The sequence below is a fragment of the Streptomyces sp. NPDC089799 genome (assembly GCF_040684755.1).
Taxonomy (GTDB): Bacteria; Actinomycetota; Actinomycetes; order Streptomycetales; family Streptomycetaceae; genus Streptomyces.
Window position 1 is genome coordinate 20,908 of record NZ_JBFBGR010000026.1, and the last position, 12,891, is coordinate 33,798.

General features: G+C 74.2%; 12 protein-coding genes. 2 read left to right on the plus strand and 10 right to left on the minus strand.

Going from position 1 to position 12,891, the window contains the following annotated elements; translation table 11 throughout:
* Positions 1 to 51: 51 nt before the first annotated feature.
* Positions 52 to 879 (minus strand): inositol monophosphatase family protein, encoded by an 828-nt coding sequence (locus AB0O36_RS25865; RefSeq protein ID WP_365114531.1) that lies wholly within the window; start codon positions 877 to 879, stop codon positions 52 to 54.
* 404 nt (positions 880 to 1,283) lie between these two features.
* On the opposite strand from AB0O36_RS25865, the gene AB0O36_RS25870 reads away from it, so the two are divergent.
* Positions 1,284 to 2,450 carry an iron-containing alcohol dehydrogenase gene (locus AB0O36_RS25870; RefSeq protein WP_365114533.1) on the plus strand — a complete coding sequence of 389 codons (1,167 nt, stop codon included), beginning with the start codon at positions 1,284 to 1,286 and terminating at the stop codon, positions 2,448 to 2,450.
* 19 nt (positions 2,451 to 2,469) lie between these two features.
* On the opposite strand, the gene AB0O36_RS25875 is transcribed toward AB0O36_RS25870, so the two are convergent.
* From AB0O36_RS25875 to AB0O36_RS25910, 8 genes are all read right to left on the minus strand, one after another.
* The gene (locus AB0O36_RS25875) at positions 2,470 to 3,486 is read right to left on the minus strand and encodes a TIGR03842 family LLM class F420-dependent oxidoreductase (protein WP_365114535.1); all 1,017 of its coding nucleotides are present in this window, start codon (positions 3,484 to 3,486) and stop codon (positions 2,470 to 2,472) included.
* Positions 3,487 to 3,544: 58 nt separating this feature from the next.
* Positions 3,545 to 4,945, minus strand: coding sequence for a dihydropyrimidinase (gene hydA / locus AB0O36_RS25880; protein WP_365114537.1), 1,401 nt, complete (start codon positions 4,943 to 4,945; stop codon positions 3,545 to 3,547).
* Between the two features lie 43 nt (positions 4,946 to 4,988).
* Positions 4,989 to 6,293, minus strand: a complete 1,305-nt coding sequence (locus tag AB0O36_RS25885) for an aspartate aminotransferase family protein (RefSeq protein WP_365114539.1) — start codon at positions 6,291 to 6,293, stop codon at positions 4,989 to 4,991.
* A complete protein-coding gene (locus AB0O36_RS25890; RefSeq protein WP_365114541.1) occupies positions 6,290 to 7,132 on the minus strand; it encodes a nitrilase-related carbon-nitrogen hydrolase in 843 nt (280 codons plus the stop codon). The genes AB0O36_RS25885 and AB0O36_RS25890 overlap by 4 nt, the downstream gene beginning before the upstream one ends.
* A 146-nt stretch (positions 7,133 to 7,278) precedes the next feature.
* The gene (locus tag AB0O36_RS25895) at positions 7,279 to 9,078 is read right to left on the minus strand and encodes a hypothetical protein (RefSeq protein WP_365114543.1); all 1,800 of its coding nucleotides are present in this window, start codon (positions 9,076 to 9,078) and stop codon (positions 7,279 to 7,281) included.
* A 45-nt stretch (positions 9,079 to 9,123) separates the two neighbouring features.
* A complete protein-coding gene (locus tag AB0O36_RS25900) occupies positions 9,124 to 9,504 on the minus strand; it encodes a PPOX class F420-dependent oxidoreductase (protein WP_365114644.1) in 381 nt (126 codons plus the stop codon).
* Between the two features lie 89 nt (positions 9,505 to 9,593).
* A complete protein-coding gene (locus AB0O36_RS25905) occupies positions 9,594 to 9,731 on the minus strand; it encodes a hypothetical protein (RefSeq protein WP_365114545.1) in 138 nt (45 codons plus the stop codon).
* Positions 9,732 to 9,860: 129 nt separating this feature from the next.
* Complete coding sequence (locus AB0O36_RS25910) at positions 9,861 to 10,124, minus strand: helix-turn-helix transcriptional regulator (protein ID WP_365114547.1); 264 nt, start codon at positions 10,122 to 10,124, stop codon at positions 9,861 to 9,863.
* Positions 10,125 to 10,194: 70 nt separating this feature from the next.
* Between AB0O36_RS25910 and map the strand changes: the two genes are divergently transcribed.
* On the plus strand, positions 10,195 to 10,962 hold the full coding sequence (gene map, locus AB0O36_RS25915; RefSeq protein ID WP_365114549.1) for a type I methionyl aminopeptidase: 768 nt from the start codon (positions 10,195 to 10,197) through the stop codon (positions 10,960 to 10,962).
* Between the two features lie 75 nt (positions 10,963 to 11,037).
* Here map and ggt read toward each other — a convergent pair whose 3' ends face one another.
* Positions 11,038 to 12,828, minus strand: coding sequence for a gamma-glutamyltransferase (gene ggt / locus AB0O36_RS25920; protein ID WP_365114551.1), 1,791 nt, complete (start codon positions 12,826 to 12,828; stop codon positions 11,038 to 11,040).
* Positions 12,829 to 12,891: the final 63 nt, after the last annotated feature.

Genomic DNA, 12,891 nt, shown 5'->3' on the forward strand with positions numbered 1-12,891 from the left:
TCTCCTTCGGCTGCCGGGCCGAACCGGCCCCGCGGGTATGCCCGCAGGGTATTACCGCTCGCCGCGGAGCAGGCCGATGATGCGCCGGGCGGTGGGCTCGTCCCGGGCCACGCTGAACGGCAGGGCGTTGTCCCGGTCGACCCGGAAGGGCTCGTCCGCCACGGTGCTCTGGGCCCCGCCGGCCTCGGCGACCAGCAGCAGTCCGGCCGCGTGGTCCCAGGCGGAGGGCCAGGTGAAGGCGAGGGCGTCCATCTCGCCGCGGGCCACCTTCAGGTATTCCAGACCGGCCGAGCCGCACGGGCGGGCGGCCACTCCGGGGACGTCCAGCCGGGACAGCACCTTCTTGTCATGTTCGCTGGTGTAGAGGGGGTGTGCCATGGCGACCCGCAGCTCGGCGCCCGGCTCGGGGGATCCGCTGCGGATGGCCTCCCCGTTCACGTACGCCCCCTGCCCGCGGACGGCGGTGGCCAGGATGTCCAGTGCGGGCGCGTACGTCCAGGAGGCGAGGATCTCACCGCGCCGGGCGAGGGCCACCAGGGTGCAGAAGGCCGGTTCGCCGTTGACGAACTGGCGGGTGCCGTCGACCGGATCGACGATCCACACGGGGGCGTCCTCGCGCAGGGCGCCGTAGACGGCCGGGTCGGCGTGCACGGCCTCCTCGCCGACCACCACGGAACCGGGGAGCAGCTTGGTGAGGGAGGCCGTGAGGTGTTCCTCGGCACTGCGGTCGGCGATGGTCACCAGGTCGTGGGGGCCGCTCTTCTCGTCCACCTCGTCCTCGGCGAGCTGCCGGAACCTCGGCATGATCTCGACCGCCGCGGCCTCGCGGACGGCTTCTTCGACATCGGACAGCTGGTGTGCCAGAAACTCATCGATCATGCCCTCCATCTCACCATGCCGCGCCGACATTCCCCACCGGCCCTGGTGGACGGGGGGTGAAGACCCTCACTTCCGGCGGCGCGCAGGCAGCGACCGGCGGGGGCGGGCGGCTGGTGGGCGGGCGGCTGGTGGGTGGGTGGTGGGCGGCGAACGGGCAGCGGGGCGGGCGGCGGCGGGGCGGGCCGTCCGTCCCCGCCGGTGCGGCCCACCGCTGCCCCGCCGCTGCCCCGCGTCTGCCGTGGGGGCTACCCTGGCGGGCACCGGAGGGCAGCCGACGTCGTGCTGTCCGCCCTGCCGCCTCCGCAGCGGCACTACGGCTCTGTGGCCCGGAGGTTCGGAGCTCGGAAGCCGGGCGGCTCGGCGGGGACACGGTCCGACCCGCCGACCCCGAGGAACCGACGACGATGGAGCTCGACCCCGCTGTCCCCACCCGCGTGGAGTTCGGCCGCGGCGGCCTCGACCGGATCGGCGCGGCGGCCCGCGGCCACGGCACCCACGCCCTCGTGGTCACGGGCCGGACGGCAGCGCGCACCCACGGCTACCTGTCCCGGGCCCTCGCCTCCCTGCGGGCCGCCGGCCTGCGCACGACCGTGTACGACCGGGTGTCGGCCAACCCCCGCTCGGACGAGGTCGACGAAGGTGCCGTGCTGGCCCGGCGCAGCGGCTGTGACCTGGTCGTCGGCCTCGGTGGCGGCAGCGCGCTCGACGCCGCCAAGTGCATCGCCGTGACGGCGTGCACGGGAGGGCCGACGGGGGAGCTCGTCGGGGTGACCCTCGGCCGCGACACCCCGGTGCTGCCCCTCCTGGCGGTGCCGACCACGGCCGGCAGCGGCTCGGAGGTCACCAAGGGGGCGACCATCACCGACACCGTGCGCGGCTTCCGCTCCGGTGTGCGCGGCGAGGTCCTGTTCCCGCGGGTCGCGGTGGTGGATCCCGACCTGGTGGCCACGCTGCCGCGCGGTGTGCTCGCCGAGACCGCGTTCGACGCGTTCGCCCATGCCGTGGAGGGCTCGGTGGCCCGGCAGGCGACGGCGGCGAGCCGGGACCGCGCCCGGGAGGCCGTCGTACTGATCGCCGATGCCCTGCCGCCCCTGCTGCGGGGCGAGGACTCCCCCGCCGCCCGGGAGGCGCTGGCCCGGGCCGCCGTGCTCGGCGGCGTCAACGTGGCCACGGCCGGTACCTGCCTGCCGCACCGGCTGCAGCAGGCCATGGGCTCGCTGCCCGGCCTGGACGTCTCCCACGGCCGCGGACTGGCCCTGCTCTACCCGGGCTGGCTGAGGCACACCGAAGAACGGCTCACCGGAGGACGGCACGCCGGAGGGCCGCTCGCCGCAGCGCCGGCCGCCGAGGAGTTCGCCGTCCTCGCGGAACTCCTCGGCAGTGACACGGTCCACGAGGCCGCGGAACGCCTGATCGCCTCCGCCGGGCTCGGCTCACGGCTCCGCGACCGGGGCGTGGACGCGCAGGACATCGACACCCTGGTCCGGGGCGTGAGCGGAAACCTGGCCAACGACCCGGTACCGGACGCCGACGCGGACTACCTGCACACGCTGTACGCGGAGGCGTGGTAGCCGCAGCGGCGCGGCACGGTCAGCCGTTGACCGCCGGGATGACGTGCTGCCCGTACGCGTCGATGGTGGCCTCCCTCGCGTCGTGCATGTCGTAGACGGCGAACTGGTCGACGCCCAGGTCGCGCAGCGCCCGGAGTTTGCGGACGTGTGCCTCCGGCGGGCCCAGCAGGCAGAAGCGGTCGACGATCTCGTCCGGGACGAAGTCGGTGGACGGGTTCCCGGCACGGCCGTGGTGGCTGTAGTCGTATCCCTTCCGGGCCTTGATGTACTCGGTGAGTTCGTCCGGGACCATGTCCGAGTGCTCCCCGTAGCGGGAGACGAGGTCGGCGACGTGGTTGCCGACCATCCCGCCGAACCAGCGGCACTGGTCCCGGGCGTGTGCCATGGCCGCCGCCGAGTCGTCGGCCGTGACGTAGGCGGGGGCCGCCACGCAGACGGTGAGGGACGCCGGGTCCCGGCCGGCCGCCTCCGCCGCGTCGCGGACGGCCTTGACCATCCATTCGGTGAGGTAGAGGTCCGCGAGCTGGAGGATGAACCCGTCGGCCTTCTGTCCGGTCAGGGCGAGCGCCTTCGGCCCGTACGCGGCCATCCAGACGGGCAGCCTGCCCTCCTTGATCCACGGGATGCGGACCGGGTTGCCGTCGACCGGCGCCTCGCGGCCCTCGGCGAGGTCGCGGATGACCTCGATGGCCTCGCCGAGCCGGGCCAGGGTGTTGGGGGCGCGTCCGGCGACCCGCATCGCCGAGTCGCCGCGGCCGATCCCGCAGACGGTGCGGTTGCCGTACATGTCGTTGAGGGTGGCGAAGGTGGAGGCGGTGACCTCCCAGGTGCGGGTGCCGGGGTTGGTCACCATGGGGCCGACGTGCAGCTTCTGCGTGTTGGCCAGGATCTGGCTGTAGATGACGAAGGGTTCCTGCCACAGCACGGCGGAGTCGAAGGTCCAGCCGTAGCGGAAGCCGTTGCGCTCCGCGCGCTTCATCAGGCTGATGACCTGGGAAGCGGGCGGGTCGGTTTGCAGGACGAGGCCGAAGTCCATCGCATGTCCTTTAAGAGTGCGGCCTTCAGGGGTGCGGCCTTGGGAGGCGCTGCCTTGCTTACAGGTACTGGCAGGTGGAGCGGTGGACGAAGGTGCCGTGTCCGGCCCGGCCGGTGTACTGCCGGGCGTCGATGACGGTTTCGCCGCGTGAGAGGACGGTCTCGACCCGTCCGGTGACCCGTTTGCCCTCGTACGCCGAGTAGTCCACGTTCATGTGGTGGGTCTCGGCGGAGATGACCTGCTCGGCATGCGGATCGTAGAGGACGATGTCGGCGTCGGAGCCCGGCGCGATGGTGCCCTTGCGGGGGTACATGCCGAACATCCGGGCCGGGGTCGCACAGGCGATCTCGATCCAGCGGCGGCGGCTGATGTGCCCGTCCAGGACGGCCTGGTGGAGCAGGTCCATCCGGTTCTCCACGCCCGGGAGGCCGTTGGGGATCTTGGAGAAGTCCCCGCGGCCGAGTTCCTTCTGGCCCCGGAAGCAGAACGGGCAGTGGTCGGTCGAGACCACCTGGAGATCGTTCGTGCGCAGGCCGCGCCACAGGGCCGCCTGGTGCTCGCGCGGCCTCAGCGGTGTGGAGCACACGTACTTGGCGCCCTGGAAGTCGGGCTCGGCGAGGTTGTCGGTGGACAGGAAGAGGTACTGCGGGCAGGTCTCGCCGAAGACCGGCAGCCCCTTGTCGCGGGCCGCGGCCAGTTCCGCGACGGCCTCCTCCGCCGAGACGTGGACCACGTACAACGGGGAGCCGGCCACCCGGGCGAGCTGGATGGCGCGGTGGGTGGCCTCGGCCTCCAGCAGCACCTTGCGGACCTCGCCGTGATGGCGGGGGTCGGTCTCGCCGCGGGCCAGGGCCTGTTCGACGAGGACGTCGATGGCGATGCCGTTCTCCGCGTGCATCATGATCAGTCCGCCGTTGGCGGCGCCGTGCTGCATGGCGCGCAGGATCTGCCCGTCGTCGCTGTAGAAGACGCCGGGGTAGGCCATGAACAGCTTGAAGGAGGTGACTCCTTCCTCGACGAGGAGGTCCATCTCCTTCAGGGTGTGTTCGTTGACGTCGGAGAGGATCATGTGGAAGCCGTAGTCGACGGCGCAGTTGCCGTCGGCCTTGGCGTACCAGGCGTCCAGTCCCTCGCGCAGGGAGCGGCCGGTGCTCTGGACGGCGAAGTCCACGATCGTGGTGGTGCCGCCCCAGGCTGCGGCCCGGGTGCCGGTCTCGAAGGTGTCGGAGGCGGAGGTGCCGCCGAACGGCAGCTCCATGTGGGTGTGGACGTCGACCCCGCCGGGGATGACGTACTTCCCCGCGGCGTCGATCGTACGGTCGGCCGTCCAGCTCGCGGCGGCCGCCGAGCCGGTGGCGGCCAGGGCGGCGACCCGGCCGTCCTCGATCAGGACGTCCGCGTGGAGTTCGTCCGCGGCGGTGATGACGAGGCCGCCGCGGATCAGGGTGCGGGTGGTCACGGTTCCCCCCTCTGCCGGAGTCTGTGGGTGTTCGACCGGGCGTTCACAGGGCCCTGAGCGCCCGTTCGATGATCGCGGCGCCTTCCTCGGCCTCGGTGACGGTGAGGGAGAGCGGCGGGGCGATGCGCAGCACGCTGGTGTTGTGGCCGCCGCCCTTGCCGATGAGCAGGCCGCCTTCGCGGGTCGCCTCCAGGACGGCGGCGGCCGCCTCGGGGTCGGCCTGGTCGGTGCCCGGCCGGGCGAGCTCGATGCCGGCCATCAGGCCGCGGCCGCGGACCTCGCGGACGGCGGGGATGCCCGCGGCGATGCCGCGCAGGCGTTCCAGCAGCAGGCCGCCGACGCGGCGGGCGTTGCCCTGGAGGTCGTGTTCCAGGAGGTAGCCGAGGTTGGCCAGGCCGGCCGCCATGGTGACGGGCGAACCGCCGAAGGTGGAGATGGAGTTGGAGTCGAGGCAGTTCATGATCTCGGCCCGGGCGACGACGCCGCCGATGGACATGCCGTTGCCGATGCCCTTGGCGAAGGTGAGGATGTCCGGCGGGCCGTTCTGCGCGTGGGCCTGCCAGCCCCAGAAGTGGTCGCCGGTGCGGCCCCAGCCGGTCTGCACCTCGTCGCTGATCCAGAGGATGCCGTGGCGGTCGAGGACCTCGCGGAAGGCTCCGTAGAGGCCGTCGGGCGGGGAGGTGAACCCGCCGACGCCCTGGACGGGTTCGGCGATCAGGGCGGCCACTCCCCCGCGGGCCTGGCCCAGTACGTCCTCCAGGTCGGCCACGGCCGCGGCGGTGAAGGCCTCGTCGTCGAGGGCGGCGAAGGGGCCGCGGCCGCGGACGGCTCCGTGCACGTAGTACGTCTGGAGCGGGGAGAGGCTGGTCGGGGACCAGCCGCGGTTGCCGGTGATGCCGACGGTGGAGAAGGAGCGGCCGTGGTAGCTGTTGCGCATCGCCAGGATCTGGTTGGAGCGGCGGTACGCGGTGGCCAGCAGCAGGGCGGTGTCGTTGGCCTCGGTGCCGGAGGTGGTGAAGAAGACCCGGGCGTCGGGGATGCCGGAGAGGGCGGCGACCCGTTCGGCGAGTTCCACCATGGGGCGGTTGAGGTAGAGGGTGGAGGAGTGGATGATCCGCCCGGCCTGGTCGGCGACGGCCTTGGTGACCTCGGGGAGGGCGTGGGCGGTCATGGTGGTGAGGATGCCGCCGAAGAAGTCGAGGTAGCGGTTGCCGTCGGCGTCCCAGACGTACCGGCCTTCGCCGTGGGTGATTTCCAGGGGCCGCTGGTAGTACAGCGCCAGCCAGTCGGGGAGGACGGCCTGGTGGCGGGAGTGCAGGGCGGTTGCCTTGCTGTTCGGGTGGGTCACGGCTGTACGAGCCCTCCGTAGGCGTCGGGGCGGCGGTCGCGGTAGAAGGCCCACTGGGTGCGGACCTGTTCGATGAGGTCGAAGTCCAGGTCGCGGACGAGGAGTTCCTCCTCCTTGTCGCCGGCGGTCTCGCCGACGAACTGGCCGCGCGGGTCGACGAAGTAGCTGGTGCCGTAGAAGTCGTTGTCGCCGTACTCCTCGCGGCCGACCCGGTTGATGGCGGCGATGAAGTACTCGTTGGCGACGGCCGCGGCGGGCTGTTCCAGCTGCCAGAGGTGGGCGGAGAGCCCGCGGTGGGTCGCGGAGGGGTTGTAGACCAGCTGGGCGCCGGCCAGGCCGAGCTGGCGCCAGCCCTCCGGGAAGTGCCGGTCGTAGCAGATGTAGACGCCGACCTTGCCGACGGCGGTGTCGAAGACCGGCCAGCCGAGGTTGCCGGGGCGGAAGTAGTACTTCTCCCAGAAGCCCTTGACCTGGGGGATGTGGTGCTTGCGGTACTTGCCGAGGTAGCTGCCGTCGGCGTCGATCACGGCGGCGGTGTTGTAGTAGAAGCCGGAGCTCTCCACCTCGAAGACCGGTACGACGATCACCATGCCGGTCTCGCGGGCGAGGTCCTGCATGCGGCGCACGGTGGGGCCGTCGGGGACGGGCTCCGCCCAGCGGTAGTGCTCGGGCTCCTGGACCTGGCAGAAGTAGGGCGCGTTGAAGACCTCTTGGAAGCCGATGATCCGCGCGCCCTGGGCAGCGGCCGCGCGGGCGTGCTCCTCGTGCTTGGCGATCATCGAGTCGGTGTCGCCGGTCCAGGAGGCCTGGACCAGCGCGGCGCGGACGATGTGGGCCATGAGCTGCTCCTCGCCTCTACGCACGTAGACGGTGTGCGTAGGTACGAGACCGTAAGCCTCGTCACACTTCGGGGCAAGACCACCGCGCACGGTCGGAGCAGTCGATCAAGTCTGTTCTGTGAGGGGTCGGTTGTGGTCGTTTGAGGTCAGCTGCGATCGGCTTTCAGTCCCGCCACGCGCAGGGCGTGGACCAAACCGTGCCGGCAGGCGGCCGAGACCCGGCCGGCGGCGTCGAGCAGCCGCGGGGCGAGCGACCCGGGGGCGCGGCGGGCCAGCCGCGCCACGTCCTCCGCACTGCGGACCCGTACGAAGGCGGAGAGCAGCAGGTCGGCCTCGGCGCGGCGGCCGGCCGCGTCCAGGGCGAGGGCCGCCTCGGCGATCTCCGCGGCCGGGCGGGCGACGCCCTGGCGGAGCAGCCGGGCACGGTCGGCGTCCCGGCCCGCCGTGCCGAGCGCGGCCGCGGCGGCGGCCAGCCGGTCGGGCGGCAGGCTCGCCGCGGCCTCCCACAGCAGCGTGGCCCAGTCCGCGCCGAGCCCGGCCCGCTCCAGCTCCCGGGCGAGCCCGGGCAGCGCCTCGGCGGGCCACGCGGCCACCTCGCACAGCAGTACGTGCGCCTCGCCGGAGCGGCCCTGGGCGCGCAGCGCGATCAACTCGGCGACGACGTCGGCCACGTCGTGGGGCGCGGCGCGCGGCGGGGGCGGGGGCTGGGGCGTGGGTCGTGCCGCGGCCGGATGCGGGTGGGGCTCCGGGCCGGTACCGGCAGGGGGACGGGTGGGGGGCCGGGTGTCCGGGCCGGGCCAAGGTGCCTGGCCGGGCCGGGGTGCGGTGGCCGGTTCGGGGCGGGTCGGGCTGGGGTCCCGTACGGGTGCGGGGGCGGGGGCGGCCGCCGGGGACGGGTCCGGCGGGGTGTCGCGGGCGGTGGCGGCCCGGTCCGCCGGGGGGCCGAAGCGGGCCCCGCGCGGGGAGACGCCGCCGAGGTCCGGCAGTTCGGCCGCCACGGCCGGACCGCCGCCTTCGGCCCCGGCGTGGCGCGCCCCGCCGGTACGGCGCGCGGGCCTGCGCAGCCATCGGCGCGCGGCGGCCGCTTCGGCGGGGCCCGCGGCGGGGTCGACGGCCGGGTCCGTGCCGTGCGTGCCCTGCGGTTCTCCCCGGCCCGGACGGGCCGGGGGCTCGGGACGGTATGACTCGGAACGGTGTGGCTCGGGACGGTGTGGCTCGGGACGGTGTCGCTCCGGGCCGGTCGCACCCTCGGAGGCCGGGGGCCAGGGAGCCTGTGCCGCGTGCGGGGGCGGCCCTTCGGGGGCGGGGGCGGGCGCCCGCACGGGAGCGGGGGCGGGCGCCCGCACGGGAGCGGGGCCGGAGCCGGGTCCCCGTACGGGAGCGGGCCGCGCGAGGGGGTCCCCGGGGCCGGCCGCCGGGGGCGCGGGGCGCCGCTCCGGGAGGGAGGCCAGGCGGGCGGCGAGGTCATCGCAGCGGGAGCCGGCGCGGCTCAGGTCGTCCTGGGTCCAGGTCAGTTCGCGGGTCAGGAACTCGGCCTCGGCCGGGTCGCCGGCGGCGGTGAGGCGGGCGGAGAGGGTGCGCAGGGCCGCTTCGGAGGAGGAGCGCTGGGCGGCGGCCGCGGCCAGCAGGTGCCGTAGTTCCTCCGCGCCGCCGGGCCTGGCGTCGTACTCGGCGGCGGCCGCCCGGCGGAGTTCCGCCGCCCGCCGACCGGCTTCGGCCGCGGTCTGCGGACCGCGGATCGCCGCCAGGTCGTGGAGCAGCGACTCCAGCACGTCCCGGGGCGCCAGCGCGGTGCCGTCCAGGCAGGCCCGCATGCCCTCCGGGTCGCGGCGCAGGAACTCGCCGTACCAGCCCGACCCGGGGTCGAGACGGGCCGTCACCTCGCCGATCCAGGAGGCCAGCCTGCCGATCGCCGTCGCGCCGTCGTGCGGAGTCACGGTCGCCATGGAGGAATTGGACCGCACCTGTGTTACGGGAGGACTACAGGAGTCTCAAACCTTCACGGCGATCGCGGTGTGCGGACGTTTCCCGAGCCGGACCGCCGCCGCGGGCAGGTCCAGCGCCCAGAAGCGCCAGGTGTACTTGCGGGCCATCAGCTTCCGCACCCGCCGGAGCCCTTCCTCGTCCAGCAGCCGCGCCGTTGCCTCCACCACGGGTGCGTCGGGCGCGGTGCGGCCGCGCACGTCGCACGGGGACAGCGCGACCCGCCCGTTGTTGCGGATCCGCTTGACCTTCCACGAGTCGCTGCGGGTCCAGACGTAGAGCTCGCCCGCGTCGTGGACGGCCCACACCGGGGTGGCCACGGGGGTGCCGTCCCGGCGGAAGGTGGTGAGGCTGACGTACGGGCTCTGCCCGAGCTCCTGGAGCGTCACGGTTCCGGCCATGTCCGGAGCCTACGCCTTCCCGCCGGGCGGGTCACCGGCTGACCGGCCACCGACCCGGCGGGTCACCGGCCGGCGGGTCACCGGCCGGGGTGATGGCCGAGGCCGGCCGCGGCCCGCCCGTCGGGTGCGGAGCCGGCCGCGACGAGCAGGCCGGTCGCGAGGAGGGCGCCGACGAGGGCGATTCCGAGCCGCTTGGCGGCGTTGAGTGCTGACACGGGCTCAGGTGTGCCCCTCGACGGGCCGCCCGGATCCCCGATTGGGCCGATCGGCCCCGCACTCGGCCCGCTCCCCCGGACGGCGCGCGGGGGGTCAGGCGGTCCGCGGGGACCAGGCGGCCCGTGGGATCAGGCGGCCCGCGGGGCGGCCACCGGCGCGCAGCGGCGGAGGAGGTCGTCCATGGACAGTCCGAGCGCCTGTGCCACGGCGGCGACGGTGAAGAAGGCGGGGGTCGGCGCCCGGCCCGTCTCGATCTTGCGCAGGGTCTCGGCGGAGAGGCCGGCGGAGGCGGCCACCTCGACCATGCTGCGGCTGCCGCGCGCCTCCCGCAGCAGCAGTCCCAGCCGCTCGCCGCGCTCGCGCTCTTCGGGGGTGAGGGGGGTGCGGACCATGCCCCGATTCTAATACCGGTCCGCTGCCGGCCGCCGGGACCGGGATTCTTATACCGGTATAGTTATTGGCATGGTGGAGTTGAAGACCGAACACGAGATCGACGAGATGCGGGCCGCCGGCCGGGTGGTCGCCCGCGCCCTGGCCGCCGTACGGGACGCCGCGGGCGTCGGGACGTCCCTGCTGGACCTGGACCGGGTGGCCCGGGACGTGCTGCGGGCGGAGGGGGCGGACTCGCCGTTCCTCGGCTACCGGCCGTCGTTCGCTCCGGTGCCGTTCCCCGGGGTGATCTGCACCTCCGTGAACGACGCCATCGTGCACGGCGTCCCGGACGGCTACCGGCTCCGCGACGGGGACCTGGTCAGTGTCGACTGCGGGGCGAGGCTGGGCGGGTGGGTGGGCGACGCCGCGGTCAGCTTCACGGTGGGGCGGGGGCGGGCGGCCGACCGGAGGCTGATCGCCACGGCCGAGGCGGCTCTCGCGGCCGGCATCGAACGGGCCCGCCCGGGCAACCGGATCGGAGACATCGCGCACGCGATCGGCACGGTCTGCCGCGATGCGGGGTACGGCGTGCCCGACGGCTTCGGCGGTCACGGTGTCGGCCGCGCCATGCACGAGGACCCGGGCGTGCCCAACGAAGGCCGGGCGGGGCGCGGGATGCGGCTGCGGGCGGGCATGGTGCTGGCGATCGAGCCGATGCTGATCGCCGGGGGCGGGGACGACTACGTCACCGGGGGTGACGGGTGGACTCTCCGCACGACGGACGGCAGCCGTGCGGCCCACGCCGAACACACCGTGGCCATCACCCCGTCCGGCCCCCGCATCCTGACGGCGGCCTGACCCCGGCGGCCCGGCTCCGCCGAGGGTGCGGGCGGCGGCGCCTGCGGCCGCCGGGCCCGCACCCCGGCGGGGGCGTCAGCCCGGGCGGACGACCATGGCGGAGCCGCCGCCGCGGCGGGTCCTCTCCGCTGCGGCCAGCCAGCGGCCGTCCGGCAGCCGTTGGACGCCGGTCGCGGCGCCGATCTCCGGGTTGAGGCGGAAGGTGTGGCCCAGGGCCTCCAGCTCGGCCCGCAGCGGGCTGTTCCACAGGCCCGGTTCCAGCTCGGTGCTCGCCTGGTTGCGCTGGCTGGCGCGCGGTGCCGCGATCGCGTCGACCAGCGGCAGCCCCCGGTCCAGGTGCCCGGTGAGGGTCTGCAGCACGGTGGTGATGATGGTCGCGCCGCCGGGCGAGCCGACCGCGAGCACCGGACGGCCCCCCGACAGGACGATCGTCGGGGACATGGAGGACCGCGGACGCTTGCCCGGGCCGGGGAGGTTCGGGTCCGGGACGCCCGGGAAGGCGGGGGCGAAGGAGAAGTCCGTCAGTTCGTTGTTGAGCAGGAAGCCCCGGCCGGGGACCGTGATGGCGCTGCCGCCCGTCGATTCGATCGTCAGGGTGTAGGCGACGACGTTCCCCCAGCGGTCCGCGACGGTGAGGTGCGTGGTGTTCTCCCCCTCGTACGTGGTGGGGGCCCCCTTCGCGCCGACCGTGCAGGGCACCGGCTTGAGCGGGTCGGCGGGGGCGAGCGGGCTGGTGAGCGTGCGTTCGGGGTTGATCAGGCAGGCCCGGGAGTCCGCGAACCGCTGGGAGAGCAGGCCGCCGGTCGGCACGTTCTGGAAGGCCGGATCGCCGACCCATCGCCCCCGGTCGGCGAAGGAGATCCGGCTGGCCTCGATGAACCGGTGCAGGTACTGGACCTCACCGTGCCGCGACAGATCGGTGCCCTCCAGGATGTTCAGGGCCTCGCCGACGGTGGTGCCGCCCGAGGAGGACGGGGCCATGCCGTACACGTCCAGGTCCCGGTAGCGGACGTGGGTGGGCGCCTGCCGCTTCGTCCGGTACTCCGTCAGATCGCGTGCGGTCAGGTCGCCGGGCCGGACGTTCCGGGTGGCGGCCGGGTCCTTGGGCGGCTTGCGGACCGCACGGACGATGTCCTCGGCGATCGGGCCGCGGTACACGGCCCTGGTGCCCTTGCGGGCGATCTCCGCGTACGTGTCGGCCAGGTCGGGGTTCTTGAAGGTGGAGCCGACGACCGGCAGCGCACCGCCGGGCAGGAACAGCTCGCGGGTGGCCGGGAAGTCCCGGAACCTCGCCTCGTTGTCCTTGGTCTGGGCCCGGAAGGTCTCGTCCACGGTGAAGCCGTTCCTGGCCAGTTGCTCGGCGGGCTTCAGCAGCGTGGCCAGCCGGCGGCTGCCCCAGGCGTCGAGGGCGGTCCGCCAGGTGGCGGGAGTGCCGGGCACCCCGACGCCGCGGCCGCTCGTCTGCCCTTCGGCGAAGGGAACGGGAACGCCGTTCTCCTGGAACAGCGTCGCGGTCGCGCTCGCCGGGGCGGTCTCACGCCCGTCGACGGTGTGCACGGTGCGGGACTTCGCGTCGTAGTAGACGAAGTAGCCGCCGCCTCCGATGCCGGCCGAGTACGGCTCGGTCACGCCGAGCGCGGCCGCGGTGGCCACGGCCGCGTCCACGGCGTTGCCGCCCGAGCGCAGCACGGATATGCCCACGGCCGAGGCATCGGGATCGACGCTCGCCACGGCACCGCCCCAGCCGACCGCCTCGGGGACCTTCGGCGGGAGGGGCGCGCCGGTGGGTGGGGCCGCGGCACCGGTGGAGACCAGCGCCCCGGCGAGGGCGAAGAGCGCTAACGGACGTGCGGCGGGACGGCGCATGCGTTCCTCCAGTCGACGGCCCCTCAAGACCTGAAGTCGGCACTTTAACTTCACCACACCTCC

Coding starts and splice junctions, on each gene's coding strand:
- AB0O36_RS25875 (WP_365114535.1), bottom strand. CDS start 3,486: ATGGACTTCGGCCTCGTCCTGCAAACCGACCCGCCCGCTTCCCAGGTC.
- AB0O36_RS25895 (WP_365114543.1), bottom strand. CDS start 9,078: ATGGCGACCGTGACTCCGCACGACGGCGCGACGGCGATCGGCAGGCTG.
- AB0O36_RS25890 (WP_365114541.1), bottom strand. CDS start 7,132: ATGGCCCACATCGTCCGCGCCGCGCTGGTCCAGGCCTCCTGGACCGGC.
- AB0O36_RS25910 (WP_365114547.1), bottom strand. CDS start 10,124: ATGGTCCGCACCCCCCTCACCCCCGAAGAGCGCGAGCGCGGCGAGCGG.
- map (WP_365114549.1), top strand. CDS start 10,195: ATGGTGGAGTTGAAGACCGAACACGAGATCGACGAGATGCGGGCCGCC.
- AB0O36_RS25870 (WP_365114533.1), top strand. CDS start 1,284: ATGGAGCTCGACCCCGCTGTCCCCACCCGCGTGGAGTTCGGCCGCGGC.
- ggt (WP_365114551.1), bottom strand. CDS start 12,828: ATGCGCCGTCCCGCCGCACGTCCGTTAGCGCTCTTCGCCCTCGCCGGG.
- AB0O36_RS25865 (WP_365114531.1), bottom strand. CDS start 879: ATGATCGATGAGTTTCTGGCACACCAGCTGTCCGATGTCGAAGAAGCC.